This window comes from Caballeronia sp. AZ1_KS37, from assembly GCF_023631165.1.
Lineage (GTDB): Bacteria > Pseudomonadota > Gammaproteobacteria > Burkholderiales > Burkholderiaceae > Caballeronia > Caballeronia zhejiangensis.
On the sequence record NZ_JALQDP010000004.1, the window covers coordinates 77693 to 104070 of the forward strand.

Consider the following 26378-nt stretch of genomic DNA (forward strand, 5'->3'; position numbering starts at 1 on the left):
GATCGTCGCGGTTTGCGTGACGCTACATACAAAAACGCCCTTCGAAGGAAGGGCGTCGGTTGCGCGGATTCCTGAACGCGTCAGGCCGCCAGTTCCAGCTTCGCCGTGTTGCGCGTGTCGCGCGCGTGCACGCGCTTGCCGGCCGCGTAGGTCTCGAAGACCGCGCGATCGTCGCCGAGCAGCGCGAACGCGAACAGCAGTTCTTCCAGTGATTCGGTGCGCGACGTCCGGCGCGCGAGCAGCGGCGTCGAGTTCGGATCGAGCACGACGAAATCCGCCTCGCTGCCGGGCGCGAGCGTGCCGATCCTGTCGTCGAGTTCGAGCACTTGCGCGGCGCCTGTCGTCGCGAGCCAGAACATGCGCGTCGCGGTCAGATGATGGCCGGTGAGACGCGCGATCTTGTGCGCGGCGCCCATCGTCTGAAGCATGGAGAAGGACGTGCCGCCGCCGACATCCGTCGCGAGCGCGACCGGCATGTTTGACTCGCCAGCTTTCTCGAAATCAAACAAGCCGCTGCCGAGGAAGAGGTTCGAAGTCGGGCAGTGCGATGCAACCGAGCCCGTTTCCGCCATGCGCGCGCGGTCCTTGTCGTCGAGATGGATGCAGTGGCCGTACACCGCGCGGCGACGCAGCAAGCCGTAGTGATCGTAAATGTCGAGATAGCTGCGATGTCCCGGAAACAGGCTCTCGACCCATTTGATCTCGTCGGTGTTTTCCGCGACGTGCGTCTGGATGAACACGTCGTTGTGCTTCTGCGCGAGCACGCCGCATGCTTCGAGCTGCGCTTCTGTCGATGTCGGCGCGAAACGCGGCGTCAGCGCGTACTGCTGACGGCCGCGCCCGTGCCAGCGCGCGATGAGTTCGGCGCTGTCGTCGTAGCCGGATTGCGCCGTGTCGCGCAGAAACTCGGGGCAGTTGCGGTCCATCAGCACCTTGCCCGCGATCATGCGCGTGCCGCGCGCTTCGCTTTCAGTGAAGAACGCATCGGCGGATTGCTTGTGAACCGTGCAGTAGACGAGCGCGGTCGTCGTGCCGCACGCGAGCAGCTCGTCGATGAAAAAGCTCGCCGTCTCGCGCGCCACGGCGGGATTCTCGAAGCCGCGCTCGGTCGGAAACGTGTACGTGTTGAGCCACGGCAAAAGGCCCGGCGCGGGCGACGCGATCATGTCCGTCTGCGGATAGTGGATGTGCGAGTCGATGAAACCCGGCACGATCAGCTTGTCGCGCATCGTGTGGACGGTCGCGTCGGCGGCGAGCGTGTCGCGCAGCGACGCATACGCGCCTGCCGCGACCACTTTGCCGTCATCGACGACGAGGAGGCCATCGGCCTCGTACACCGCGCCGTCGGCGGCATGCGCGGGGTCCTCGCGAAAGGTCAGCAATTGGGCGCGGTAGGCGGTCTGAGTCATGGTGCAACGTCTCCGTATCTGATGTTCAAAGCTGCGAAAGCAGGACTAACGAGAAAGCCGCGATGATCCACATCGCCGGCTTGATCTCACGCGCGCGCCCGGTCGCCGACTTCAGCACGACGAACGCGAGAAAGCCGTACGCGACGCCATCGGTGATCGAGTACGTCAGCGGGATCAGGATCATCGCGAGGAACGCGGGAATGGCTTCGTCGAAGCGATGCCATTCGATCTTCGTGATCGCTTCCATCATGAACACGCCGACGAGCACGAGCGCGGGCGCGGTCGCGATCGCCGGCACGAGCGACAGGAGCGGCGAAAGGAACAGGAACGGCAGGAAGCACAATCCGGCGACGACCGCGACGAGACCCGTGCGTCCGCCCGCCGAAATGCCCGCCGCCGATTCGATGTACGCGTTCGCCGGGCTCGTGCCGAGCGGCGCGGAAATGAGCGCGGAGAAGGAGTCGACCATCATCGACTGGCGGATGTTGCGCGGATTGCCGTCCTTGTCGTAGAGCTTGCCGGCTTCCGAAATCGCCATGAACGTGGACAGCGCGTCGAAGAACGACGTGAACAGCATCACGAAGATGAACGGCCAGTAGATGACCTTCAGCGAGCCCATCAGATCGAGCTGCCCGAGCGCCGAAAAGTCCGGCGCGGCGAAGAGGCCGTTCCAGTTGACGAGCGTTTTCGTGGCGATGGCGGCGGGCCAGTACGCGGTGCCGTCGCCGTAGAAGCGGCCGATCGGAATCGCGATGATCGTCGTGAACACGATGCCGAGCATCAGCGCGCCCGTGACCTTGCGCGCGACGAGAATCGTCGTGACGGCGAGGCCGATCAGAAACGTGACGACCACCGGATTGAGCGACGCCGAATGCACGATCGTCACCGGATCGCCGACGACGAACTTCGCGTTCACGAGCCCGATCAGGCTGATGAAGAGTCCGATGCCGCACGAGACCGCGTGCCGCAGATTCGCGGGAATCGCATCGACGACGAGCTTGCGCGCGTTGAACGCCGCGAGAATCGCGAAGATCACGCCGGACCAGAACACGCAGCCGAGCGCGGTCTGCCACGGCATCTTGCCGCCGTGAACCATGACGAACGCAAAAAGCGCGTTCATGCCCATGCCGGGCGCGACGAGCACCGGATTGCGCGCATACAGGCCCATCGCGCAGCTGCCAAGAAAGCTGACGATGACCGTGGCGGTGAGCGCCGCCGGAAACGGCACGCCCGCCGCCGACAAAATGCCCGGATTGACGACGATGATGTACATCGCCGTGAGGAACGTCGTGATGCCCGCGACGATTTCCGTCTTCGTGCGCGAGCCGGCCGCGCGAATGCCGAAGAATCGTTCGAGCGCGGTGCTGTCTTGTTGTGTTGTTGCGGTTGTTTCCATCGTGCTTGCTTACTGCTTCCAGTGCTGATCCAGGCGCGCGACCATCGCGTCGCGTTCTTCTTCGGTGACGAACGAGGCTTCGAGGCTGTTTTTCAGCAGCGTGTAGACCTCGTGATCGGTGAGCTTCAACGCATCGACGATCGCGAAGTAATTCGCGTTGACGTAGCCGCCGAAGTACGCCGGATCGTCGGAATTGATCATCACCGCGACGCCCTGATCGAGCAGATCCTTCAGCGTGTGCTTCGTCATGTCGTCGAATACGCAGAGCTTGATGTTCGAGAGCGGGCACACCGTCAATGCGATGCGCGCATCGGCGAGACGCGCGACGAGCGCCGCGTCCTCGATGCTGCGCACGCCGTGATCGACGCGATCCACTTTCAGCAGATCGAGCGCTTCGTAGACATACGACGGCGGTCCTTCTTCGCCCGCATGCGCGACGAGCTTCAGACCGCGTTCGCGCGCTTTCGCGAACACGCGCTCGAATTTCGACGGCGGATGGCCGCGTTCCGACGAATCCAGCCCGACGCCGATCAGCCGATGTGCGTACTTGTCGAACAGCGGCAACGCGCTGTCGAAGGTGGCGAGCGCGTCGTCTTCGGACAGATGGCGCAGGAAGCAGAGAATCAGCTTGCTCGACAAGCCGCGCTTTTCGCCTTCCGCGAGCGCGGCGTCGATGCCCGCGACGACCGTTTCGATCGGCACGCCGCGTTCCGTGTGCGTTTGCGGATCGAAGAAGATTTCCGCATGCACGACGTGATCCGCGAGTGCGCGTTCGACGTAGGCCATCGTCATGTCGTAGAAATCCTGCTCCGTGAGCAGCACGCTCGCGCCCGCATAGTAGATGTCGAGAAACGACTGCAAGTCGGTGAACGCGTAAGCCGCGCGAAGCGCATCGATCGAGTCGTACGCGAGCTTCACGTTATTGCGCTTCGCGAGCGCGAAGATCAGTTCCGGCTCTAGCGACCCTTCGATATGGATATGCAACTCGGCTTTCGGCGCGTGCGCAATCTTGTCGGCGAGTGTGGGATTCATTTGGGCTTTTGAGTTTTGGGGCTACAAGTTCGCCTGTGGGTCAGGCGGTCTGTTGCGACGACGCATGGCTCGAAGCGTTGGCTTCGACCGCCTGCAGCAGTTGGGCTGCCGCTGCAACGGCGATCACTTCGGGCGCTTTGTCGACGATGCCGTCGATGCCGATCGGACACACCATCCGCGCGATGCGCGCCGGGTCGATGCCGCGCGCCGCGAGCCGATGCTCGAACTGCTTCTTCTTCGTGAACGAGCCGATCATGCCGAAGAACGCAAAGTCGCCGCGCCGCAGGATGCATTCGGCCAGCGCAAGATCCACCGTGTGGTTGTGCGTCATCACGATGAAGTACGCGTTGGGCGGCGCATTATCGACAGCTTCGTCGGGCGCGTCGGTCGGCTCGATCGTCACGTTATCGGGCACGAACTGCGGTGCGGGAAATGCCGCATCGCGCTCGTCCACCCAGGTCACGTGACACGGCAGCGTCGCGAGCACGCGCACGAGCGCTGCCCCGACATGGCCCGCGCCGAACAGCACGACCTGAAAGTCGTTCGGTGCGATGGTCTCGGTCAAAAGCGCGCCGCGCTCGTCGAAACCGGCGCCGTCCCACAGCAGGCAGTCGGCGTCGGTCGCGCCCGGTTCGGGATCGGAGAGCATCACCGCATCGCGAAGCTCGGGATCCGGCGCGAAGGAAACGCTGCGCACGGTCGATAAACCTTGCGCGGTGCGCTTGCCGAGCGTCGTCACCCAGTTCAGATCCGCGACGTCGAGCCGCTCGAATGCGAGCACGACGGCGCCGCCGCAGCACTGGCCGAGGCTCGGGCCGAGCGCGAAACGCTCGAGTCTGCGCATGTGCGGGCTGCGCATGCCGTCCTTCAACACTTGCCGTGCCGTTTCGATGGCCTTCCATTCCAGATGGCCGCCGCCGATCGTGTAGCGCGCGTCCTCGCGGGTGACGATCATCTTCGTGCCCGGCTCGCGCGGCGCGGAGCCTTCGACACGCGCGACCGTCACGAGCACGACGGCGTCGCCGTGCGCGAGCAGGTGTTGCAGGTCGTTCAGCCAAACTTGCATCGAGTGAGCTCCGGAAGTGATCGGGTTTGTGCGGGGTTTGCGCGGATTTGCGTCGTCGCAGACGCTAGTTTACCGGGCGATGGACATCCCATCGGCCAGCGAGAGAAAAGCGGGAAAAGCGCGCACACGCAAACGCGTGCGAGCGCATAGGAATAGGGCGCAGAGCCGAAGGGAAGCGGATGGTTTGCGTTGTCATGATTCAGGAAGACATTGCGGACCGGGCGCGCGTTACGCGGTTTCCGTTCGTTTCATGCGTTACCGTGAAAAAAACCGGTTGCCTTTGAGCGAAGCGGACTGCGCGCACGTAGATCGCCATCCAGACACGACCTTAACACCGCAATATCTCAAAAACATTGCGGCAGACGTATCAAGATTATGCGGATGCGCTGATGCGGGAAAGAGAAAGCGCGCAAAGCGCGATGAAGGACGGGCGGCGCGGACGGCCGCCCGGAACACATTACCGGACGGTCGAGCGCAGTTTGCGCTTGAATCGCAGGCTGGCCGCGACGAGCACGAAGATCAGCGCGAACGCGATCAGCGACCACTGCGGCAGCGAGAGTCCGAGGATCGGCGGATACGGCGTTTCGCACAGACCGGCGACCTTGAACACTTGCGGCAGCCAGCTTGCGGGCGGCAGGCCGTCGACGATCGGTTGCAGCGCGTCGAAGCCGCAACTGAAGCCGGGATGCGACTGCACATAGACGTGGCGAATCGCGGTGATGAGACCGCCGAGCGCCGAAATCGCGACCAGCGTCTCTAAAAGCGCGATGCCGCGCCAGTTGCGGAATGCCGCGCCGAGAAACGCGAAGATCGCGATCAGCACGAAGAAATAGCGCTGGATGATGCAAAGCGGGCAGGGATCTTCGTTATGGAAGAACTGCAGATACAGCGCACCGCCGACGAGACCGAGACTGACCAAACCGAGCAGCACGAGCAGGCGGCGCTCGCGGCGCATCACCCGGTCGTCCTGATGCATCGTGAAGTGATGTAAAGAGTTGTTCATTATTTCGCAACGATTCGAGAAGGAAGCACCTGAGTTGCGTGGGGATCGCGGGGAATTCTAGCGCGAACGCCCGGTGCGCAAAATCAGCCGCGACGATTGGCCGAGTTTCCCGGCCCGCTCAGCGCGTCGTTTCCAGCACCGCTTCGACCGCCCGTCCGATCGACAGCAACGTGTCGTCGGAGTTCGGCGCGCCCGCGAGCATCAGGCCGACGGGCGCCTCGCCGCGCGGATGGCAGGGGAGCGAGAGCGCGCAGGCATCGAGAAAATTGAACGCGGTCGGATTGCGCAGGATCAGCGCGTTGGTGCGCGTGAAGGCGTCGTCATCCGATTCGAGATCGGCGATGCGCGGCGGCAGCACCGGCACCGTCGGGCAGAGAATCGCGTCGAAACGTTGCCAGAGCGTCGTGCGCGCGGCTTCGATCATCGCGGCGCGCGCCTCGCACAAGTCGATGTAATCCGCCGCGCTCGCCGCTTCGGCGCGTTGCAGGCGCGCCAGCACGCGCGGATCGTAATCGGCGCCGCGCTCGGCCATCAGCTTGCGATGCCACGCATACGCTTCGATCGCGACGAGCGGATAGCGATTGATCTCCGGCAGACGATCGAGCGGCGCAAAGCGCACGTCTTCCACGAGCGCGCCGGCCGCCGCGAGATGATTGACGGCCGCGGCGACGGCGCTGGCGACGCTCGCCTCGACGCCATCGGTGACGTAGTTCGTCAGCACGCCGAGGCGCACGCCTTCGAGCGGGCGCGTCGCGGGCACGCCGGGATCGCGCCCCGCGAGAATCCGGTCGACGAGCGCGCAGCATGCGACCGACACGCCGATCGGACCGAACGAATCGAGCGTTTTCGACAGCGGCACGCCGCCTTGCTTCGGGATGCGGCTCGCGGTCGGCTTGAAGCCGGTGAGGCCGCACAGCGCGGCCGGAATGCGGATCGAGCCGCCGGTGTCGGTGCCGAGCGCGACGGCTGCCATGCCATCGGCGACCGATGCCGCCGCGCCCGACGACGAGCCGCCCGCGATGCGCGCGTCGCCCGGCACGTTCGCGCGCCACGGCGAGCGCGGCGTGCCGTAATGCGGATTGAGCCCGAGGCCCGAGAACGCGAACTCGCTCATGTTGGTGCGCCCGACGATCACCGCGCCCGCACGGCGCAGGCGCGCGACGGTCACGGCGTCGGCGCTGGCGGGCGCGTTGTCGGCGAGCGCCTTCGAGCCGGCGCGCGTCACCTGGCCTTCGACATCGAAGAGATCTTTGATCGACACAGGAATGCCCGCGAGCGGCGAGAGCACGGTCCCGGCGCGGCGCAGCGCGTCGTGCGCATCGGCGGCGGCGCGTGCGTGATCGGCATCGACATGCAGGAAAACGGTCGAGCCCTGGCCCGCCGGGTCGGCGATCCGTTCGAGCGCCGTCTCGACGAGCGCGCGGCTCGTCGTGCGGCCGCTTTTCAGATCGGCGGCGAGTTGGGCGAGAGGGGCGAACTGCGGCGAAGTGGTCGGCATGGCGTCGGGCAGTGGCGTCGCCGTCTGCGAGAAGCCGGCAATGCCCGGCGCTTCGCATCGGCAGTGAGTGGATGGACGCCGCAGCCGAAAGCCGGGGCGTCCAAGGTGGCTGTCATTCTAAGCCACCGACGCCGATCGGACACCGCTCAGATCGTGCGCGAGAAGCGCCGCAGACTCGATTGACCCAGATAGCGGTCGAATACCGATGCGACGTTGCGCACCAGCATGCGGCCAGCGGGCAGCACGCGGATCGCGTCGCGCGAGAGATCGATGAGGCCATCGCCGGCCATCGGCGCGAGGCGCGCGAGTTCGTCGGCGAAAACGGCGGGGAATTCGATGCCGTGCGCGTTCGCGACATCGTCGAAGCGCAGCTCGCCGCCGCACATGAGACGCATGATGACGTCGCGGCGCAGTGCATCGTCGGCGGACAGGCGCACGCCGCGCGCGATGGCGAGCCGCCCCGCGTCGATTGCCGCGGCATAGTCGGCGAGTTCGCGGGCGTTCTGCGCATAGACATCGCCGATCTTGCCGATCGACGACGCGCCGATGCCGATCAGATCGCAATCCGCATGCGTGCTGTAGCCCTGGAAGTTGCGCTGGAGCGTGCCGGCTTCGAAGGCGCGCGCGAGCTCGTCGCCGGGCAGTGCGAAATGATCCATGCCGATGTACACGTAGCCCGCGTCGCTCATGCGCCCGATCACGCGCTCGAGAATCGCGAGACGCACGGCCGGTGAAGGCAGCGCGCTTTCGTCGATCTGCCGCTGCATCTTGAAGAGTGCCGGCATGTGCGCGTAGCCGAACACGGAGACGCGATCCGGTTTCAGATCGACGATCGCGTCGAGCGTGCGCGAAAAGCTTTCGACGCTCTGATGCGGCAGGCCGTAGATCAGATCGACGCTCACCGACTTGAAACCGTTCGCGCGCGCGGCGTCGAGCACGGTTTCGGTCATTTCGCGCGGCTGAATGCGATTGACGGCGCGCTGCACGCGTTCGTCGAAGTCCTGCACGCCGAGGCTCAGGCGGTTGAAGCCGAGTTCGCGCAGCAACGCGACGGTTTGCGCCGACGCCTCGCGCGGATCGACTTCGATCGAATATTCCGCGCGCTCGTCGGAAACGAGATTGAAGTGCTCGCGCGTCGCGGACATCAGCTCGGCCATCTCGTCGTGCGAGAGGAAAGTCGGCGTGCCGCCGCCCCAGTGAAGCTGCGTCACCGGGCGCGACGTATCGAAAAGCGCTGCTTGCAGCGCCAGCTCGCGCTTCATGCGATCGAGGTACGGGCGAGCGTGCGCGCGATTCTTCGTCGCGACCTTGTTGCAGCCGCAGTAGAAGCAGACGGTGTCGCAGAACGGAATGTGGAAGTAGAGCGAGAGATCGGCGTTCGCGTTGGACTGGCTCGCGGCTTCGCGATAGTGCGCGGCGTCGAAGGAATCGGTGAACTGGACGGCGGTCGGATAGGACGTGTAGCGCGGACCGTGCGCGTCGTAGCGCGCGAGCAGGTCGGGGCGAAAGAGCGGGGCGGCGGGAGTCATGGCGGACCTCGGGGGGAACGTCCGAGTGTAGTCGGACGATGCGCGCGAACATTGCGTGATAAGGTCGCAGCCCAATGGCAGCATTTGACGAACCGCAAAGAAGAGGCATGAGAAAATGCCGGTTCTTTTTGCGCTGTTGAGTCACGCCATGTCGATCGATTCTTCGCCCCATGCCTGCCGCCAGGGCTGCGGCGCCTGTTGCATCGCGCCGTCCATCTCGAGTCCGATTCCGGGAATGCCGGATGGCAAGCGCGCGGGCGAACGCTGCGTTCAATTGGGCGACGATCTGCGCTGCAGGATTTTCGGCGATCCGCGCAGGCCGGCGTGCTGCGGCGGATTGCAGCCTTCGCACGAGATGTGCGGCGAGACGCGCGAATATGCGCTGACGTGGATCGAGCGGCTCGAAACAGCGACGCAGCCGACGCAACTGTCGTGACGATCGACAGTCCAATTCGCGGACCGCGCCGAAGACGGCGCAGATTCGAAGAAGAACACTGGAGGATCAAGCATGACGGAACCCGTCGCGCCGCTGCGGCGCCGGTTCGTGCGGGCAGGGCTGATGGCGCTGCCCGCGCTCGCACTCGCATCGAAGGCCCACGCGGCCTCGAACTCGATATTCCCCTTCATTCCGGATCACTACACATTCTCGACGCAGCAGGTGCAAGCCGCCGTCGCGCGCAAGTTCCCGCTGCAACGCACGGCTTCGCAGATTTTCGACGTCGTCCTGAGCAATCCCGTCGTCGGGATGGCGCCGGATCGCAATCGCGTGACCGTGCGCGTCGATGCGCGACTTTCGACGCCGTTCATGCCGAATCCCGTGATCGGCGCGTTCACGCTCTCGACGCAGCTCGGCTACGATGCGCCGAGCCGTTCGGTCATTCTCGTGTCGCCGTCCGTCGACGATGCGCAGTTCACGGGCGATGCCGCGCAATATAACCAGCAGATCGCGTCGGTCGGCGCGCAACTCGCGGCGCAATTGCTCGACCGCTATCCGATCCACACCTTCAAGCCCGAGGAGCTCCAGTTCGCCGGGGTGTCTTACGAACCCGGTACAATCACAGTCCTTACAAACGGCATACGTGTGCAGATTGTCGAGAAGTGAATCGAAATCGCTGCGCAATGTGCATCAAAACCTACGGCTACACCGCGAACAAGGGCTGACGGATGGACTGGATATTGATGGTGAAGGCGCTCATCCTGGGCGTCGTGGAGGGCTTGACCGAATTTCTGCCGGTCTCGAGCACGGGGCATCTGATCGTGGCGGGCAGCTTGCTGAATTTCACCGACGCGCAATCGAAAACCTTCGACGTCGTCATCCAGTTCGGCGCGATTCTCGCGATTTGCTGGGAATACCGCGCGAAGATCGGCTCCGTCGTCGCCGGCCTGCCCGCACGCTCCGATGCGCGGCGCTTCACGCTCAACGTCATCATCGCGACGATTCCGGCCATCGCGCTCGGTCTCCTGCTCGAAAAGCACATCAAGGCGGTGCTGTTCTCGCCGGTGCCGGTGTCGGTCGCGCTGATCGTCGGCGGCATCGTCATTCTCTGGGCGGAGTCGCGCCAGCGCGAGCGGGGCGTCATCACGCGCGTGCATTCCGTCGACGATCTTTCCTATGGGGATGCCTTCAAGGTCGGCCTCGCGCAATGTTTCGCGCTGATTCCGGGCACCTCGCGTTCGGGTGCGACGATCATCGGCGGCATGTTGTTCGGGCTCGAACGGCGCGTGGCGACGGAGTTCTCGTTCTTCCTCGCCATTCCGATCATCTTCGGCGCGACGCTCTACGAAATGGCCAAGTACTGGCGCACGCTGACCGTGAACGATATCGGGCTGTTCGTCATCGGGCTCGTCGCGGCTTTCGTCAGCGCGTTCGTCTGCGTGCGCTGGCTGCTGCGCTACGTCGCGTCGCACGATTTCACGGCGTTCGCGTGGTATCGCATCGGCTTCGGCTTGCTGATCCTGATCGTCGGATACAGCGGCGGATTGAGCTGGGCCGACTGATCCCGCTCTCGCCACGCAAAGCAAAACGCCACGGCTTGCCGTGGCGTTTTCCTTTCTGGGCGATGCCGTTCAGCGGCGGCGGAACATCAGATCCCAGACGCCGTGGCCGAGCCGCAGGCCGCGCCGCTCGAACTTCGTGACCGGGCGGAAATCGGGGCGCGGCGCGTAGCCGTCGGCGGTGTTTTCGAGCGCCGGTTCCGCCGACAGCACTTCGAGCATCTGCTCGGCATAGTTCTGCCAGTCGGTCGCCAGATGGATATAGCCGCCCGGCTTCATGCGCGACACGAGCAGCGCGACGAACTTCGGCTGAATCAGGCGGCGCTTGTGATGGCGCGCCTTGTGCCACGGATCCGGAAAGTAGATGTGTACGCCGTCGAGACTGTCCGGCGCGATCATGTGTTCGAGCACTTCCACGGCGTCGTGCTGGAGGATGCGGATATTGCCGAGCCCTTGCTCGCCGATCAGCTTCAGCAGCGCGCCGACGCCCGGCTCGTGCACTTCGACGCCGATGAAGTCATCGCCCGGACGCGCGGCCGCGATTTCCGCCGTCGTCGCGCCCATGCCGAAACCGATCTCGAGCACGCGCGGCGCGTGGCGGCCGAAGTGCGCGTCCCAGTCGGCGAGCTGCGGCGTGTAGGGCACGACGTAGCGCGGGCCGAGATCGTCGATCGCGCGCTGCTGGCCCGACGATACGCGCCCCGCGCGCGTGACGAAGCTGCGGATGCGCCGATGCCGCAGCGTGGCGTTTTCGTTGACGTCGGACGGGTGCGTGCCGTTGTCGTCGGCTTCGTCTTGGGGATCGTGGCTCATGAGGCGATGCTGGAACGGATGCGCGAAACTAAAAAGCCGCCCAAACGTGACTTGGGGCGGCTTTCGCTGAGATTCTGGAGCGGGCGATGGGAATCGAACCCACGTCTGTAGCTTGGGAAGCTACGGTAATAGCCATTATACGACGCCCGCATGAGCCGGCTATTGTAAGCGCAACGCGTCCCGAGGCGCAATTGCGCGCGGGTTTCAGATGCCGAAGAGCGTCATCGAGACGGCGACGCGCGTCACGACCATCAGCAGCACCTGGACGATCACGAAGAGCAGAATCGGCGAAAGATCGATGCCACCGAGTCGCGGCAGGATGCGCCGCAGCGGATCGAGAAACGGCGCGGTGATCTGATACAGCAGCGGCATCGCCGGCGACTGCGGATTGAGCCACGACAGGAGCGCCATCAGGATCGTCACCCAGATAATCAGGTTCAGCGCCCATTTGACGACGGTCAGCAACGCGACGAGCAGAAGGGTCGGCGCCATGAGCGTGGGATCGACGCCCGCGAGCACGACCATCAGCGTCACGTAGACAGCCGAGGCGATGAACGCCGCGACGATGCTCGCCCAGTCGATCTTCCCGCCGGGAAGAATCTTGCGCAGCGGCAGCACGAGCCAGTTGGTCGCCTGCATCACGGCGTTCGACACGGGGTTGTAGGGCGGCATCCGCACGACCTGGATCCATGCGCGCAGCAGGAGCGCCGCGCCGAACAGGGTGAAAAGGGTGTTGAGCAGAAAACGGGCGATATCGCCGAACATCTCGGGTCCTCTAGGATGCGTGCGCAGTGTTGCGACGTGCGCCGGGTCGGGTTAAGCGAAAGGTGAAGGGAGACGAAAGGCGCTAGCGGGCGCAGAGCCGCCCGCGAGTGATGTCTGGATGGCGGCCGTCCGCGCGGCGCGAATCTTGAATGCTGACCTTGATCATTGTTCGTTCTCTGGACTGAGTATCTCGTCGAAGTCATCGCGGCGCGCGGCGCATCATGCGCGTTTGCGCGCCCGTCGCACGCACGCCGTTAGACGAAGCTTCGCGTTTTTCTGTTCTCGGCGATTCGAACTCCCCGCCCAACAGGCTTGCCTGATGGGGCGCCGGACGTCACCTTAACATGGCTTTGCAGCCGCTTGGGGACGTTGTCGCACGCGCCGCGCGCGATTGGTCGGGCGATTGCGTGAAAGGTACGCGAAAGTTAATCGCAGGAGACTCATCCGCATGAAACGCCAGTGTCGGAAAACCCTAGTGTTGCCATTTTGAGACGATCGCGAAAAGCGTATTTCACGCAAAACTGGCAGGATATAAAGACGGAAAGCGAAAGGGCCGAGCGCTTCATTGGGCGGGATTGTTTCCCTTCGAATGAGTTGGGCGAGAAATCAGACAGGACGAATTTTCCGGCCAAAAAGCATGCTTTTCGCTGAATGTGGTTTAACACACATCAATCGCATATCGACGTGAAGGCTTGGTTTCTTTGCGTACATTGAGGAACGAACAGGGCGCTCGATACTAAAGAGAAGACGATTTCAGCGGGAGCGCAGGCGCGGCGGGATGCGGCCGGCTCTCCCATCAAGGTTTCATTCGCTACGTTCGGAGGTTGCCGTGAGCATTTTCTCTTATAGAAAGCATCTGCGATTTTTGAGCCAAGCCCAACGGCGCCGCTGGTGGGATCAGAAAAAGCGACTGACGCCTCGCGTCGTTATCGGCGCGGCTTATGTGCCGCCGAACGTCACGCGTGAATTCGCTTACGTCAAAGTGGGTTGAACGACGCTTCGAGCTTTTAAGAATCTCGCGCATTACATGAGAAGCCCCGGAGGACGCATTGTCCGTCGGGGCTTTTCCGTTCTTTTGTAAATAGACGTTACGCCGTTTTTTAACTTATGGCGTATATCGAGTCGAGCCACCGCGCGCAGGTCCGCCGAACGGTCGATCGGAGCCTGTTTGCGGCCATCGCCCGGCTTTCGGTCTCCTGGCAGCGTTAAGCATCTTGCAATTTGCAACAAATGACTCCGCCGACCGATCTGCTTTTTCGATAAATTCGACTCATACCGTCGCTCGTGAGCCGCCTGGACCGGCCATCATGCGTAGCGGCGAGGAGAACGAAAGTGAAAAAGCTCGGTGGTTTGTTGGTCGCTGGTGCGCTCGGCGTGGGATTCGTCGGTGCAGCGCAGGCGCATGTGTCGGTGGGCGTGGGTATCGGGGTGCCGGCCTATCCGGTCTATGCGGCGCCGCCGGCTCCTGTCTATGTCGCGCCGCCGCAGCCCGTTTATGTGGCGCCGCCGCCTGTCATGTATGCGCCGCCGCCCGCGGTGGTTTATGGCGGCTACGGCGGCTATGGCTACTACGGCCGTCCGTATTACCGGCATCACGGTTACTACCGTCACGGACCGGGCTACTGGCGCCGCTGATCGGCCCGAACGGCTTATTCCGAAGGCGATGCATGCATGCATCGCCTTCTGCGTTTACGGGCCGATTTCTGGATTTTTGCGACGGAACTGGGACAATGATGATCCTCCTCACCTCACGCTCTCACGCCGATGTCCACTCTTCCCGCCCCGACTTTCGATGACGTCGCCGACGCCGCCCGGCGCATCGAAGGATTCGCCCATCGCACGCCCGTCCTGACTTCCCGCACCGCCGACGCCATCGCGGGCGCGTCGCTCTTCTTCAAGTGCGAGAACTTTCAGCGCATGGGCGCGTTCAAGTTCCGCGGCGCCTACAACGCGCTCTCTCATTTCGACGACCGCCAGCGCGCAGCGGGCGTCATCACGTACTCGTCGGGGAATCATGCGCAGGCGATCGCGCTGTCCGCGAAGCTCGCCGGCATCCGCGCGACGATCGTCATGCCGGAAGACGCGCCCGCCGCGAAGATGGAGGCGACGCGCGGCTACGGCGGCGAAGTGATCACCTACGACCGCTACACGCAAAATCGCGAGGAAATCGGCCGCAAGCTCGCCGAGGAACGCGGCATGACGTTGATTCCGCCCTACGACCATCCGCATGTGATCGCGGGGCAGGGCACGGCGGCGAAGGAACTGATCGAGGAAACCGGTCCGCTCGATTATCTGTTCGTGTGTCTGGGCGGCGGCGGGCTCATCGGCGGATGCGCGCTCGCGGCGGCGGCGTTGTCGCCGGACTGCAAGGTGATCGGCGTCGAGCCGGAGGCGGGCAACGACGCGCAGCAATCGCTCGCTCGCGGCGAAATCGTGCATATCGACGTGCCGCGCACGATCGCCGATGGCGCCGCTTCGACGCACGTCGGCGAATACAACTTTCCGATCATCCAGCGCCACGTGGACCGGATCGTCACCGTGAGCGATGCGCAATTGATCGACACGCTGCGCTTCTTCGCGCAGCGCATGAAGATGGTCGTCGAGCCGACCGGCTGCCTCGCCGCGGCCGCCGTGCTGCAGAAGGTCGTGCCGGTCGAAGGCAAGCGCGTCGGCGTGATCGTGTCGGGCGGCAACGTCGATTTGCCGAAGCTGTCGCAGTATCTCGCGTGATGGCGGATCGTCACGACGCTGCGTTGACGATCAGATCGCGGTAGCCGTTCACGATCACGCTGTACGCGAAGTACGCGAACAGCACGGCGGACATCACGTGGCACGCGCGCAGGAGCTGCGTGCCGGCGCGCTTTCGGCCGTGGCTCGCGAGCGTGCAGATGAAGATCGTCCAGCCGAGCCCGCCGCAGAAGAAGCCGATCAGAAACACCGACGCGCTGACGGGACTCGTCGCGCCGGCCTTGGCGATGAGCGCGCCGCCGACCGCCGCAAACCACAATATCGCGCTCGGCGACGACACCGCGAGCAGGCATCCGCGCAGGAAGCTTTGCCAATGCTTCGGGCGCGGCACGGTGAGATCCGCTTCGCCTTCGACGGGCGGCGCCGACGCCGGATTGAGCGCTTCACGCGCCATCTTCCAGGTGAGAAAGAGCAGCACGACGGCGCCGCCGATCCACACGACCCAGCGCACGGCGGAGAACTGCAAGAGCGCGGACATGCCCGCGAGCGCGAGCGCCGCATAGAACAGATCGCCGAAGCACGTGCCGAGGCCGAGCACCATCCCCGGCTTGAATCCGTGCGACAGCGCGAGCGAAATGATCGCGAAGTTGGCGATCCCGATATCCAGACACAGCGACAGCGACAGAAAGAACCCGTCCGACAGCAACGACCACGAATGCATGTTGTTATTGATGGTTGTGAAGCGTGAAGCTGACATCGAGACGGCCGGTCGGCACGTTCATCGTGTTGCGTTTGGGCGGATTACGGAAGGCGGCGAGCGCATCGCGCTGTGCTTGCGTGCCGATGCCGAGCGCATCGAGCAGATGGACGACGACCGCGTTCACCACGGCCGTATTGCCGTCCTCGACTTTCACCGCGATGCCGATCGGACCTGTCTCGCGGCGCACGCCGATCGCGTAACTCGCGTCCGCGCCGGTCTTGGCGACGAGCGCGCCGCCGAACGCCTGCATCAGTAGCGTGCAGAAGCGGCCTTCGCCCGCGACGAGTTCCGGATGCGACGTCATCGCGCGATGGATGCGTGCGAGCGGCGAGCCGTCCGACGCGGCGGCGATGTTCATATAGAGCCGCGCGAGACGTTCGAGCGGGAAGGCCGGCGTCGGCAGATTGCAGCCGTCGATGGCCCATTGCACTTCGTCATCGGCGAGATCGACGGCGCGCGCCACCGTGCGCTTCACATGCGCCTGCAGCGGATGACCGGGCAAGTGGTAATCGGCGAGTGGCGCGTTCATCGCGCGCGCGCCCGCGAGCATGCCGGCGTGCTTGCCGGAGCAATTGCTGCAGACGGCGGTCGGCGTGAAATCGCGCCGGATCCAGTCCTTGTACACGGCGTCCGAAATCGGCGGATGGCCGCCGCAGCGCAGATCGCTTTCGCTCGCGTTCGACTTCGCGAGCATCGCGAGCGCGCGCTCGATATGACGCGGCTCGCTGCTGTGCGATCCGCACATCAGCGCGAGGTCCTCGTCGGTGAAGCCGAAGCGTTCGAGCGCGCCCGTTTCGATGACGGCGAGCGCCTGCGCGGGCTTCGCGGCCGAGCGCGGCAGCGTCACGCGGCGCGGATCGCCGAAAGAATGGATGAGGCGGCCATCGGCATCGACGACCGCGACATGCGCCGCGTGCGTGTTCTCGATGACATCGCCTCGATAGAGCGTGGCCGCGATCGTCATTTGTCGAGTCCGAGTTCGGTCCAGAGCGTATCGACGCGGCGCTTCACGGCTTCGTCCATGACGATCGGGCGGCCCCATTCGCGATTCGTTTCGCCGGGCCACTTGTTGGTCGCGTCGAGTCCCATCTTCGAGCCGAGACCCGCAACCGGCGACGCGAAATCGAGATAATCGATCGGCGTGCTGTCGACCATCACGGTGTCGCGCGTCGGATCGACCCGCGTCGTGATCGCCCAGATCACTTCCTTCCAGTCGCGCACGTTCACGTCTTCATCCACGACGACGATGAACTTCGTATACATGAATTGCCGCAGGAAGCTCCAGACGCCGAACATCACGCGCTTCGCGTGGCCGGGATAGCTCTTCTTCATCTGCACGATCGCCATGCGATAGCTGCAGCCCTCCGGCGGCAGATAGAAATCGGTGATCTCGGTGAACTGCTTCTGCAACAGCGGCACGAAGACTTCGTTCAGCGCGACGCCGAGCACGGCAGGCTCGTCCGGCGGTTTGCCTGTGTAGGTGGAATGGAACAGCGCGTCGCGGCGCATCGTGATCTTCTCGACGGTGAAGACCGGAAACCATTCCTGCTCGTTGTAATAGCCGGTGTGATCGCCGTACGGGCCTTCGAGCGCGTGCTCGTATTTCGCCGACGCCCCCGCCGACGGACGCGGCGGCGCGCCTGCGGGCGCAGGCGGCGGCGCGCCGTCTTGCGGATAGATGAAACCTTCGAGCACGATTTCCGCGCGTGCCGGCACCTGCAATGCATCGACGCCCGGCGTCAGGCATTTGGCGAGTTCGGTGCGCGATCCGCGCAGGAGACCAGCGAACTGATATTCGGACAACGAATCGGGCACGGGCGTCACTGCGCCGAGAATCGTCGCCGGATCGGCGCCGAGCACGACCGCCACGGGATACGGCTTGCCGGGATTCGCGAGCGCAAACTCACGGAAATCGAGCGCGCCGCCGCGATGCGCGAGCCAGCGCATGATGAGCTTGTTGCGCCCGATCAGCTGTTGCCGATAGATGCCGAGATTCTGACGCGGCTTGTTCGGCCCGCGCGTGACGGTGAGGCCCCAGGTGAGCAGCGGACCGGCGTCGCCGGGCCAGCATGTCTGGATCGGCAGCCGATTGAGATCGACGTCGTTGCCTTCCCACACGATTTCCTGACAGGGCGGCGCGCTGACCGACTTCGGCGCCATGTCCCACACGGCCTTCGCGAGCGAGAGCAGCTTGCCGGCATCCTTCAGGCCCTTCGGCGGCTCGGGCTCCTTGAGCGCGGAAAGCAGCCTGCCGACATCGCGCAACGAACTCAGCGCGGCGACGTCGCTGCCGAGACTCACATCGGAACCGCTTTGCGCGTCCGTCTCGATGCCCATGCCGAGCGCGACGCGCCGCGTCGTGCCGAACAGGTTCGCGAGCACGGGCATCGTGTGACGGGTGGGCGCTTCGAACAGCAGCGCCGGTCCGCCCGCGCGCAACACGCGATCGGAGACTTCGGTGATTTCGAGAACGGGAGAGACGGGCTGCCGAATGCGGCGGAGTTCACCGAGCGCTTCAAGGCGGGCGGTGAAGTCGCGCAGATCTTTGTATTTCATCGATGGTCGGAAGTGGACTCGAAGGCGCCCGGAGGCAGAACTCGCCGGGCGGGACGGCTGCGCGCTAAGCGATTGTCGATTTTACCTGCGTCGGCGTCCGTGCGTTGGGCGACATTCAGCGAAAACCGCTTGGAATCGCCCGGGAGACGTGGTTTTCGGCTGCTGAACACTGTTCAATATAACTGTAAGTAATTGAAACCAAAGTCTATAGCATTGACGGATCATTAAACCCTGTTAGAATCGCTTGGCATCCATTGCAGGTTTTGAAACTTTTTACCTTAGCCTCAGGTCTGTCAGACGCCAATGCGTCGCCTGCGCCGCTCCTGCCCGGCGATCCATGGCTGTTGGTTGTCATTGCCGGCGTTTCACACGCCGGTTTTTCGCGTGGAAAGCCACGTGCGCGTTCAGGGCATGCAGTTCGTGCCGCGCAACCCGGCGGATTTTTGCCGGATCGGCTTTTCAGACGGCGCTTGCCGTATCCCCGATGCCGCTGACGCTTACCGAGAGTGAGCGGTGTCTGATTTGTCTTTCGAGTACGTGCTTCATTCGTATTCATCTGCGCAAATCATGCAACATTGGGAGTATCGATGAATGCTTCGGTTTGGTGGGGTTCCGACTCCCGCGCCGCGCAGGTTGTGCGCGTAGCGCTACGTCGCGGACGCCGTTTGAGTCACCATCTCTTCGCCGTGGTCGGTTGCGCGGCCGTTGTCAGTGCGCTCGCGCTCTGGCTGGCGCCTTCCTGGCGCACGACGTTCGCCGCAAAGATCATGCCGTTCGTGTCGGCCGCGGTCCAGGCCGGTCCGGCGCGTTTGCTCGCCGGCCAGCCGCTGCCGCCGTTCTCGGCGGTGCATCGCGCGCCCGGCGACGCCGCGCTGCCCGTGAACGTGGCCGCTAACACGGCGGCGCCCGAAATTGCCAAGGCGCCGGCCGCCGTGACCCCGTCGCTCGGCGCGGCGGCCAGCGACGACGCCAGCACCCGTCAGCTCACCGGCGGCATCAGCCTGGCCGTGTCGCCCAACGGGCTCGATCCGCGCACGATGCCGTCCGTCGGCATGCTGGCGAACCTGATTCCTGCGCAACGCGTCGTCGCGGATGCGCGCGATGACCGCGTGCTCGTCTCGGCGCGTGAGCAGAAGCTCGTCGCGAATTTCATCGCGCGTCGCTATCGCGTGGCGCAAGAGCCGGTCACGGAACTCGTGCGCGCCGCGTTCGATACGGGTCGCGAAGTCGGCCTCGATCCGCTGCTGCTGCTTTCGGTGATGGCGATCGAATCGGGCTTCAATCCGTATGCGGAAAGCGGCGTCGGCGCGCAGGGCCTCATGCAGGTCATGTCGAAGGTGCATTCCGACAAATTCGAGTACTTCGGCGGCTCGCACGCGGCGCTCGATCCGCTCGCGAACATCAAGGTCGGCGCGCTCGTGCTGAAGGATTGCATCGCGCGCGGTGGCTCGGTGGCGGGCGGCTTGCGCTACTACGTCGGCTCGACGACGCAGGACGACGGCGGTTACGGCGCGAAGGTGCTGGCCGAGCGCTCGCGTCTGCGCGATGTCGCGCGTGGCCGCAATGTGCCGATCAACGCGCCGCAGGCGCCGGTCCAGGCCGCGCCGAAGCAGGTTCTCGCCTCGACGTCCGCGGACAAACGCGTTCACGCGACGATCGAATCGCCGAAGAAATCGCAGGACGATGGCGACGGGGAGACGAAGCACGTCGCATCGGCGGAGCTGGGCGCGTAAGGCTTTCGGCAGACGTAAAAAGGAAAGGGCACCCGCGGGTGCCCTTTTTTGTTGCGCGTGCCGTCGCGATTATCGACGGAACAGCGTGCCCAGTCGCTGGACCGCTTCTTCCAGCTTCGCCTGCGACGTCGCATACGACAGCCGGATGTAGCGCTGCGGCGCGTGAAAACCGAAATCCGCGCCCGGCACGAGCACGACGCCCGCGTCGTGGAGCATCGAATGCGTGAGCGCATCGCTGTCGCCGGCGGCGGGGTGATGAACCGTCGTCGTGTCGGCGTAGACGTAGAACGCGCCGTCCGGCACGACCGGCACGCCGAAACCGAGCGAGCGCAGCGCCGGCACGATGTAATCGCGACGCCGCTTGAACTCCAGTCGCCGTGCTTCGTAGATCCCGATCGTCTCCGGCTCGAAGCACGCGAGCGCCGCATGCTGCGCGAGCGCCGACGCGCAGATGAACAGATTCTGCGACAGCTTTTCTACCGCGCTGACCATCGCGTGCGGCACGACGAGCCAGCCGAGCCGCCAGCCGGTCATGTTGAAGTACTTCGAGAAGCTGTTCACGGTGACGACGTCGTCGCCGAAGGAGAGCGCGGACACGGGTTTCGCGTCGTAACTCAGGCCCTGGTAAATCTCGTCGACGATCGTGAAGCCGCCGCGCGCGCGCACCGTGTCGACGATGCGCCGCAGTTCGTTCGGCTCGATCGACGTGCCCGTCGGATTCGACGGCGACGCGAGCAGCACGCCGCGCGTCTTCTCGCTCCAGTTCTCCTCGACATGCTCGGCCGTCAACTGGAAGCGCTCGGCCGGGCCGCTCGCGATGAGCACCGGCCTGCCATCCGCCGCCGACACGAAATGCCGGTTGCACGGATAGCAGGGATCGGGCATCAGGACTTCGTCGCCGTTATCGACGAGCGCCATGCACGCCAGCAGCAGCGCCGCCGACGCGCCCGCCGTCACGACGATCCGCTCGGGGTCGACGGCCAGGCCGAAGGTATCGCGATAATGCTGCGAAATCGCCTCGCGCAGCGCGTGGATGCCGAGCGCGTTGGTGTACTGGGTCACGCCGCGCTTCAGGGCATCGGCGGCGGCGTTCGTGACCGGCTCCGGCGCGGTGAAATCCGGCTCGCCGATGCTCATGTGGATGATGTCGCGGCCCGCGCGCTCGAGCGCCTGCGCCTCTTTCATCAGCTCCATCACGTAGAACGGCTCGATTGCGTCGACGCGCGACGCCAGCCGCACGAGCGGTTCGGCTGTCTGGTTCATTTATGCTCCGCGGCCGCGCGCCTGCGCTTCGGTGGGCCGCATCACGACGGCGAGCTTGTCCAGCACGCCATTGACGTACTTGTAGCCGTCCGAGCCGCCGAAAGTTTTCGTCAACTCGACCGCTTCATTGATGACGACGCGATACGGCACGTCGATGTGATGCTTGAACTCGAACGCGGCAACCAGCAGCACCGCGCGCTCGACCGGCGACAGCTGCTCGATCGGACGATCGAGGCACGGCTGCAACTCGGCCGACAGCGCGTCGGATTCCTTGATCACGCCGTGCAGGATCGCATCGAGATGATCCTTGTCGGCCTTGTCGAAACCTTGAGAATTGCGCAACTGCGCGTCGATTTCGCCGGCGGGCGCGCCCGACAGCAACCACTGGTAAAGCCCTTGCGTCGCGAGTTCGCGCGAACGGCGTCGTGCGCTCTTCATGCGCGGTCCTCGTCTTCTTCGTCTTCGTCTTCATCGTCGCCGCCGAGCTGCTCGAGCGCGACGGACAGATTCGCCATTTCGACCGCCACGCGCGCGGCGTCGCGACCCTTTTCGGTCATGCGGGCGACGGCTTGCTCGTCGTTCTCGGTCGTCAGCACGGCGTTCGCAACCGGAATGCCGAAGTCGAGCGCGATGCGCGAGATGCCCGAGCCGCTTTCGTTCGACACGAGCTCGAAGTGATACGTCTCGCCGCGCACGACGGCGCCGAGCGCGATCAGCGCGTCGAACTGGCCGGATTCCGCGAGCTTTTGCAGCGCGAGCGGAATTTCGAGCGCGCCGGGCACCGTGACGAGCAGCACGTCCTGGCCGATCACGCCGAGGCGTTCCAGCTCCTCGATGCAGGCGTCGGCGAGGCCGTTGCACACCGGTTCGTTGAAGCGCGACTGCACGATGCCGATGCGCAGGCCGTCACCGTCGAGGTTCGGCTGGTATTGTCCGATTTCCATGAATGATTTCCGTTGGTTCAGATTGGGTTTGGCGTTCAGGCCGAGCGCAACTGCGTGATGCTCGTATCGGCGGGCGCGGCGGTGGCGGGGCAGCCGGGCATCGGCACGAAGCCTGTCACTTCCAGGCCGTAGCCCGACATGCTGCCGAGCTTGCGCGGATTCGCGAGCACTTCCATCTTGCCGACGCCGATATCGCGCAGAATTTGCGCGCCGATGCCGTAGGTCTTGAAGTCGATCGGGCGGCGCTTGAGTTCCGCCGCCTTGTCCTTCTGGTCGAACGCGCGGAACACGTCGACGAGATGTTCCTTCGTGTCGCCGCAATTGAGCATGACGATCGCGCCGAGATCGCGCGCGGCGATTTCCTTCATCGCGGCGTCGATGGTCCAAGAGTGCGTCGACGAGTCGATTTCGAGCAGATCCAGCACGGAGAGCGGTTCGTGCACGCGCACCGGCGTGTCGCGATCCGGACGCGGCGTGCCGCGCACGAGCGCGATGTGCGGCGAACCGGTGGGCTCGTCGCGATACAGCAGCGCGCGGAACGGACCGTGCGCGGTCTGCATCGTCCGCTCGCAGACTTTCTCGATGATCGATTCGGTGCGGCTGCGGTAGTGGATCAGATCGGCGATGGTGCCGATCATGATGCCGTGCTGCTGGCCGAACTCGATGAGGTCGGGCAGACGCGCCATTTCGCCGTCGTCCTTGATGATCTCGCAGATCACCGCGGCGGGCGTGAGACCCGCGAGCGCGGTCAGGTCGCAGCCGGCTTCCGTATGGCCCGCACGCACGAGCACGCCGCCCGGCTGCGCCATGATCGGGAAGACGTGGCCCGGCTGAACGATGTGCTCGGCGCGCGCATCGTGCGCGACGGCCGCGGCGATGGTTTTCGCGCGGTCGGCGGCCGAGATGCCGGTCGTCACGCCCTCGGCGGCTTCGATGCTCACCGTGAACGCCGTGCCGTACTGCGTGCCGTTGCGATGCGTCATGAGCGGCAGGTTCAACTGCTTGCAGCGTTCCTGCGTGAGCGTGAGGCAAATGAGGCCGCGGCCGTGCTTCGCCATGAAGTTGATCGCTTCGGGCGTGACGAATTCGGCGGCGACGACGAGATCGCCTTCATTCTCGCGGTCTTCTTCGTCGACGAGGATCACCATCCGGCCGGCTTTCAGTTCAGCGATGATCTCAGGAGTGGAGGCGAGCGACATGATGACGTCCCGAGCGGGCTCTGATTTGGGGAAAGCGCGTATTTTACGCCACGGCTGGTGGAGCGTCGGGGAAATCGACTCTCTTCGAGAGGTGGAGGTTTCCTAAGCCATTCGGACGAATGGCGCGACGGGCAAGCGTTTGGGAAACTGTCCTCACTGTAACTTTAAAGCGGATGGGTTTTGTACAATGTTGTGTACATTAAACTTAATGGGGCCGAACATGGCTTTTAGGGCAAGGGACATCATTCCGCTCTCTCAGGCGCGTGCAAATCTCTCTGAACTCGTCGACGAGGTTCGCGGCGGCAATGAAAAGATCATCACGAAGAACGGAGAAAGCTATGCCGCGTTGATCAGCGCGGAAAAGCTCGAAGCGTTCTACCGCATGGAGAGGTCCCGCATTCATCTGGTGCTGCTGAACGACGCGTTGACCGCTCTGAAGAGCCTCGACAAGAACGAAACGGAAGATGCCGACGAGTACTTCATCCGTCTGAAAGCGCGTCTGGGAGCGCCGCAAACCGATGACGGAGAGTCGGACCGTGAATGATGAACGCAAGCGCGCGACCATCCGAATCTCGAGCGAATTCAATGCCCGACTCACGGATATCGAGCGCTACTGGAACCGCGTTGACCGGCCTGAAAGCTTCCTTCGGCTAGTCGAGGCGATCGAAAAGAAGGTCGTGCCGGTGCTTCGGCGCTTTCCGGCTCTTGGACGACGCCTTCTCAATTCGAAGCCGGATACGGTCGATGCTTTGCTGACGATCGAGGAGATCGTGGACGTCACGAAGTCGGGCGCGCCTCATCAAGGCGAGCTACACGAACATCTGTTCGATGACTACGTGCTGCTCTATCTGTTGTCCGGTGACACGATCACTTTCTTGTCGCTCCGGCGCATGAAAGAGACTTCCTCCGAATTCAGGGATCTGTGGGGTCCGGAGCGCTAGGTCAGGACAACGCGAGCATTCACCCCGCACTCATCATCCGCTCCACATACCGCGCGATCAGATCGATCTCCAGATTGACCTTCGCGCCTTTGGCAAGCGCCTTGAGCGTCGTCACTTCGACGGTATGCGGAATCAGATTGATGGAAAACTCGCAGCCGTCGGCGCTGTCGCTGACGGAATTCACCGTGAGGCTCACCCCGTTCACCGTCACCGAGCCCTTGTAAGCCAGATACTTGCCGATATCCTTCGGCGCCACGATGCGCAATTCGTGCGATTCGCCCACCGGCTCGAACTTCGACACGACGCCCAGCCCATCGACGTGACCGGATACGAGGTGCCCGCCAAGCCGGTCGTGCGCGCGCAACGCCTTTTCCAGATTCACGCCGGCGCCCGCATCGCCGAGTCCGACGGTCTTGTTGAGACTCTCGCGCGACACTTCGACGTCGAACGTGCCGGCCGATTTCTCGACAACCGTCATGCACGCGCCCTGAATCGCGATGCTGTCGCCGAGCTCGACGTCGGCGAGATCGAGATCGCCCGCGGCGACCGTCAGACGCACGCCCGCTTCCGGCTCGGCACCGAGCGGCGTGACTTTTTCGATTCGGCCCACGGCCGCGACAATTCCTGTGAACATCGGTCGGATTCCTCGATTCGGTGCTGGGTCAGCTCGCCACGTTGGCTTCGGCAAAACGCGCAAGTATGCGCAGATCGTCGCCGAGCCGGTCGATGCGATGAAATTTCAGATGCGGCCGCGCATCCAGCGTGTCGGGCGGCGCGAAGTCGAACATGCCGGGCGCGCTGCCGAGCAGGCTCGGCGCGAGATAGATCAGCAGTTCGTCGACGCAGCCTTCGCGCAGCAGCGAGCCGTTCAGCTTGTGGCCCGCTTCGACATGCAATTCGTTGATGCCGCGATCGGCGAGCGCCGTGAGCATCGCGGGCAGATCGACCTTGCCGTACTCGTTCGACAGCTCGATCAGATCCGCGCCTTTCTCGCGCAACGCGTCGATGCGCGCCGGATCGGCGTCGGCGGAATGGAAAATCCAGGGCGGCGCGCCGTCGAGGATGCGCGCGTGCATCGGCACGTCCAGCCGGCTGTCGATCAGCACGCGTTGCGGCTGGCGCGGCGTGTCGACCGCGCGCACGGTCAGTTGCGGATCGTCCTCGCGCACCGTGCCGATTCCCGTGAGAATCGCGCAGGCGCGGGCGCGCCACGCGTGGCCGTCGGCGCGCGCGTCTTCGCCCGTGATCCACTGACTCTCGCCCGTCGGCAAACCGGTACGGCCGTCCAGCGTGGCCGCAACCTTCATTCGCACCCACGGACGGCGGCGCGTCATACGCGACACGAAGCCGATGTTCATCTCGTGCGCCTCGTTCGCGAGCAGTCCGCAACGCACGTCGATGCCGGCGTCGCGCAGCATCGTCAAGCCGCGGCCGGACACCGACGGGTTCGGATCTTCCATCGCGGCGATTACTTTCTCGACGCGCGCATCGATGAGCGCATGCGCGCACGGCGGCGTGCGGCCGAAGTGACTGCACGGTTCCAGCGACACATACGCGGTCGCGCCGCGCGGATCCTTGCCGCGCGAACGGGCGTCCTTCAGCGCCTGCACTTCGGCGTGATCCTGGCCGGCCGGCTGCGTGTAGCCCATGCCGATCACTTCGCCGTTCTTGACGAGCACGCAGCCGACGCGCGGATTCGGCGTCGTCGTGTACATGCCCTTCGAGGCGAGCGCGAGCGCGCGCTCCATGTGCGTGAAGTCGGTTTGCGAGAACATCGGCGCGGCCCGG

General features: G+C 64.3%; 26 protein-coding genes and 1 tRNA gene. 8 read left to right on the top strand and 19 right to left on the bottom strand.

Going from position 1 to position 26378, the window contains the following annotated elements:
* Positions 1-80: 80 nt before the first annotated feature.
* The 7 genes from guaD to hemN form a co-directional block, all read right to left on the bottom strand.
* On the bottom strand, positions 81-1409 hold the full coding sequence (guaD, locus tag NCS00_RS04160) for a guanine deaminase (RefSeq protein ID WP_034471346.1): 1329 nt from the start codon (positions 1407-1409) through the stop codon (positions 81-83).
* A gap of 25 nt (positions 1410-1434) precedes the next feature.
* Complete coding sequence (locus NCS00_RS04165) at positions 1435-2805, bottom strand: NCS2 family permease (RefSeq protein WP_008350890.1); 1371 nt, start codon at positions 2803-2805, stop codon at positions 1435-1437.
* Between the two features lie 9 nt (positions 2806-2814).
* Complete coding sequence (locus NCS00_RS04170) at positions 2815-3837, bottom strand: adenosine deaminase (protein WP_008350888.1); 1023 nt, start codon at positions 3835-3837, stop codon at positions 2815-2817.
* A 40-nt stretch (positions 3838-3877) separates the two neighbouring features.
* Positions 3878-4903, bottom strand: a complete 1026-nt coding sequence (gene xdhC, locus NCS00_RS04175) for a xanthine dehydrogenase accessory protein XdhC (RefSeq protein ID WP_250439304.1) — start codon at positions 4901-4903, stop codon at positions 3878-3880.
* Positions 4904-5360: 457 nt separating this feature from the next.
* Positions 5361-5879, bottom strand: coding sequence for a disulfide bond formation protein B (locus NCS00_RS04180; protein ID WP_033536679.1), 519 nt, complete (start codon positions 5877-5879; stop codon positions 5361-5363).
* A gap of 145 nt (positions 5880-6024) precedes the next feature.
* Positions 6025-7404 carry an amidase gene (locus tag NCS00_RS04185; RefSeq protein ID WP_008350885.1) on the bottom strand — a complete coding sequence of 460 codons (1380 nt, stop codon included), beginning with the start codon at positions 7402-7404 and terminating at the stop codon, positions 6025-6027.
* A gap of 146 nt (positions 7405-7550) precedes the next feature.
* Complete coding sequence (gene hemN / locus NCS00_RS04190) at positions 7551-8933, bottom strand: oxygen-independent coproporphyrinogen III oxidase (protein WP_250439320.1); 1383 nt, start codon at positions 8931-8933, stop codon at positions 7551-7553.
* A gap of 148 nt (positions 8934-9081) precedes the next feature.
* Between hemN and NCS00_RS04195 the strand changes: the two genes are divergently transcribed.
* The 3 genes from NCS00_RS04195 (at position 9082) to NCS00_RS04205 (ending at position 10931) form a co-directional block, all read left to right on the top strand.
* Complete coding sequence (locus NCS00_RS04195; protein WP_250439322.1) at positions 9082-9369, top strand: YkgJ family cysteine cluster protein; 288 nt, start codon at positions 9082-9084, stop codon at positions 9367-9369.
* A gap of 72 nt (positions 9370-9441) precedes the next feature.
* Positions 9442-10035, top strand: a complete 594-nt coding sequence (locus NCS00_RS04200) for a DUF1439 domain-containing protein (RefSeq protein ID WP_008350882.1) — start codon at positions 9442-9444, stop codon at positions 10033-10035.
* Between the two features lie 62 nt (positions 10036-10097).
* The gene (locus NCS00_RS04205; RefSeq protein ID WP_175981786.1) at positions 10098-10931 is read left to right on the top strand and encodes an undecaprenyl-diphosphate phosphatase; all 834 of its coding nucleotides are present in this window, start codon (positions 10098-10100) and stop codon (positions 10929-10931) included.
* Positions 10932-11000: 69 nt separating this feature from the next.
* Here NCS00_RS04205 and trmB read toward each other — a convergent pair whose 3' ends face one another.
* The 3 genes from trmB to NCS00_RS04220 form a co-directional block, all read right to left on the bottom strand.
* Positions 11001-11741: a tRNA (guanosine(46)-N7)-methyltransferase TrmB gene (trmB, locus tag NCS00_RS04210; RefSeq protein ID WP_250439341.1), complete on the bottom strand. Its 741-nt coding sequence runs from the start codon at positions 11739-11741 to the stop codon at positions 11001-11003.
* 75 nt (positions 11742-11816) lie between these two features.
* Positions 11817-11891, bottom strand: a tRNA-Gly gene (locus tag NCS00_RS04215).
* Between the two features lie 54 nt (positions 11892-11945).
* A complete protein-coding gene (locus NCS00_RS04220) occupies positions 11946-12506 on the bottom strand; it encodes a YggT family protein (RefSeq protein WP_008350879.1) in 561 nt (186 codons plus the stop codon).
* Between the two features lie 1332 nt (positions 12507-13838).
* On the opposite strand from NCS00_RS04220, the gene NCS00_RS04225 reads away from it, so the two are divergent.
* Together NCS00_RS04225 and NCS00_RS04230 are read left to right on the top strand one after the other, a co-directional pair.
* Positions 13839-14141, top strand: a complete 303-nt coding sequence (locus tag NCS00_RS04225) for a hypothetical protein (protein ID WP_034471336.1) — start codon at positions 13839-13841, stop codon at positions 14139-14141.
* Positions 14142-14270: 129 nt separating this feature from the next.
* On the top strand, positions 14271-15236 hold the full coding sequence (locus NCS00_RS04230; RefSeq protein ID WP_175981788.1) for a threo-3-hydroxy-L-aspartate ammonia-lyase: 966 nt from the start codon (positions 14271-14273) through the stop codon (positions 15234-15236).
* Between the two features lie 10 nt (positions 15237-15246).
* On the opposite strand, the gene NCS00_RS04235 is transcribed toward NCS00_RS04230, so the two are convergent.
* The 3 genes from NCS00_RS04235 to NCS00_RS04245 are packed head-to-tail and all read right to left on the bottom strand — an operon-like array spanning position 15247 to position 18510.
* Positions 15247-15915 carry a LysE family translocator gene (locus NCS00_RS04235; RefSeq protein WP_250439509.1) on the bottom strand — a complete coding sequence of 223 codons (669 nt, stop codon included), beginning with the start codon at positions 15913-15915 and terminating at the stop codon, positions 15247-15249.
* Positions 15916-15919: 4 nt separating this feature from the next.
* The gene (locus NCS00_RS04240) at positions 15920-16918 is read right to left on the bottom strand and encodes an asparaginase (RefSeq protein WP_250439343.1); all 999 of its coding nucleotides are present in this window, start codon (positions 16916-16918) and stop codon (positions 15920-15922) included.
* Entirely contained in the window at positions 16915-18510 is a 1596-nt protein-coding gene (locus NCS00_RS04245; protein ID WP_250439354.1) for a UbiD family decarboxylase, read from the bottom strand. Before NCS00_RS04245 ends, NCS00_RS04240 begins: the two co-directional genes overlap by 4 nt.
* Positions 18511-19097: 587 nt before the next feature.
* Between NCS00_RS04245 and NCS00_RS04250 the strand changes: the two genes are divergently transcribed.
* A complete protein-coding gene (locus NCS00_RS04250) occupies positions 19098-20243 on the top strand; it encodes a lytic transglycosylase domain-containing protein (RefSeq protein WP_033536678.1) in 1146 nt (381 codons plus the stop codon).
* A 69-nt stretch (positions 20244-20312) separates the two neighbouring features.
* Here the strand turns inward: NCS00_RS04250 and NCS00_RS04255 are convergent, their stop codons facing one another.
* The 4 genes from NCS00_RS04255 to ribBA are packed head-to-tail and all read right to left on the bottom strand — an operon-like array spanning position 20313 to position 23649.
* The gene (locus tag NCS00_RS04255; RefSeq protein ID WP_250439355.1) at positions 20313-21506 is read right to left on the bottom strand and encodes a pyridoxal phosphate-dependent aminotransferase; all 1194 of its coding nucleotides are present in this window, start codon (positions 21504-21506) and stop codon (positions 20313-20315) included.
* Entirely contained in the window at positions 21507-21944 is a 438-nt protein-coding gene (nusB, locus tag NCS00_RS04260) for a transcription antitermination factor NusB (RefSeq protein ID WP_008350865.1), read from the bottom strand.
* Entirely contained in the window at positions 21941-22450 is a 510-nt protein-coding gene (gene ribH, locus NCS00_RS04265) for a 6,7-dimethyl-8-ribityllumazine synthase (protein WP_008350863.1), read from the bottom strand. Before ribH ends, nusB begins: the two co-directional genes overlap by 4 nt.
* Before the next feature lie 35 nt (positions 22451-22485).
* Positions 22486-23649, bottom strand: coding sequence for a bifunctional 3,4-dihydroxy-2-butanone-4-phosphate synthase/GTP cyclohydrolase II (gene ribBA, locus NCS00_RS04270; protein WP_033536677.1), 1164 nt, complete (start codon positions 23647-23649; stop codon positions 22486-22488).
* 208 nt (positions 23650-23857) lie between these two features.
* On the opposite strand from ribBA, the gene NCS00_RS04275 reads away from it, so the two are divergent.
* Entirely contained in the window at positions 23858-24193 is a 336-nt protein-coding gene (locus NCS00_RS04275; RefSeq protein ID WP_502801570.1) for a type II toxin-antitoxin system Phd/YefM family antitoxin, read from the top strand.
* Complete coding sequence (locus NCS00_RS04280) at positions 24186-24590, top strand: hypothetical protein (protein WP_008350857.1); 405 nt, start codon at positions 24186-24188, stop codon at positions 24588-24590. The genes NCS00_RS04275 and NCS00_RS04280 overlap by 8 nt, the downstream gene beginning before the upstream one ends.
* Before the next feature lie 19 nt (positions 24591-24609).
* Here NCS00_RS04280 and NCS00_RS04285 read toward each other — a convergent pair whose 3' ends face one another.
* The gene (locus NCS00_RS04285; protein WP_175981801.1) at positions 24610-25224 is read right to left on the bottom strand and encodes a riboflavin synthase; all 615 of its coding nucleotides are present in this window, start codon (positions 25222-25224) and stop codon (positions 24610-24612) included.
* Between the two features lie 28 nt (positions 25225-25252).
* Positions 25253-26365 (bottom strand): bifunctional diaminohydroxyphosphoribosylaminopyrimidine deaminase/5-amino-6-(5-phosphoribosylamino)uracil reductase RibD, encoded by a 1113-nt coding sequence (ribD, locus tag NCS00_RS04290; RefSeq protein ID WP_034471322.1) that lies wholly within the window; start codon positions 26363-26365, stop codon positions 25253-25255.
* Positions 26366-26378 lie beyond the last annotated feature (13 nt).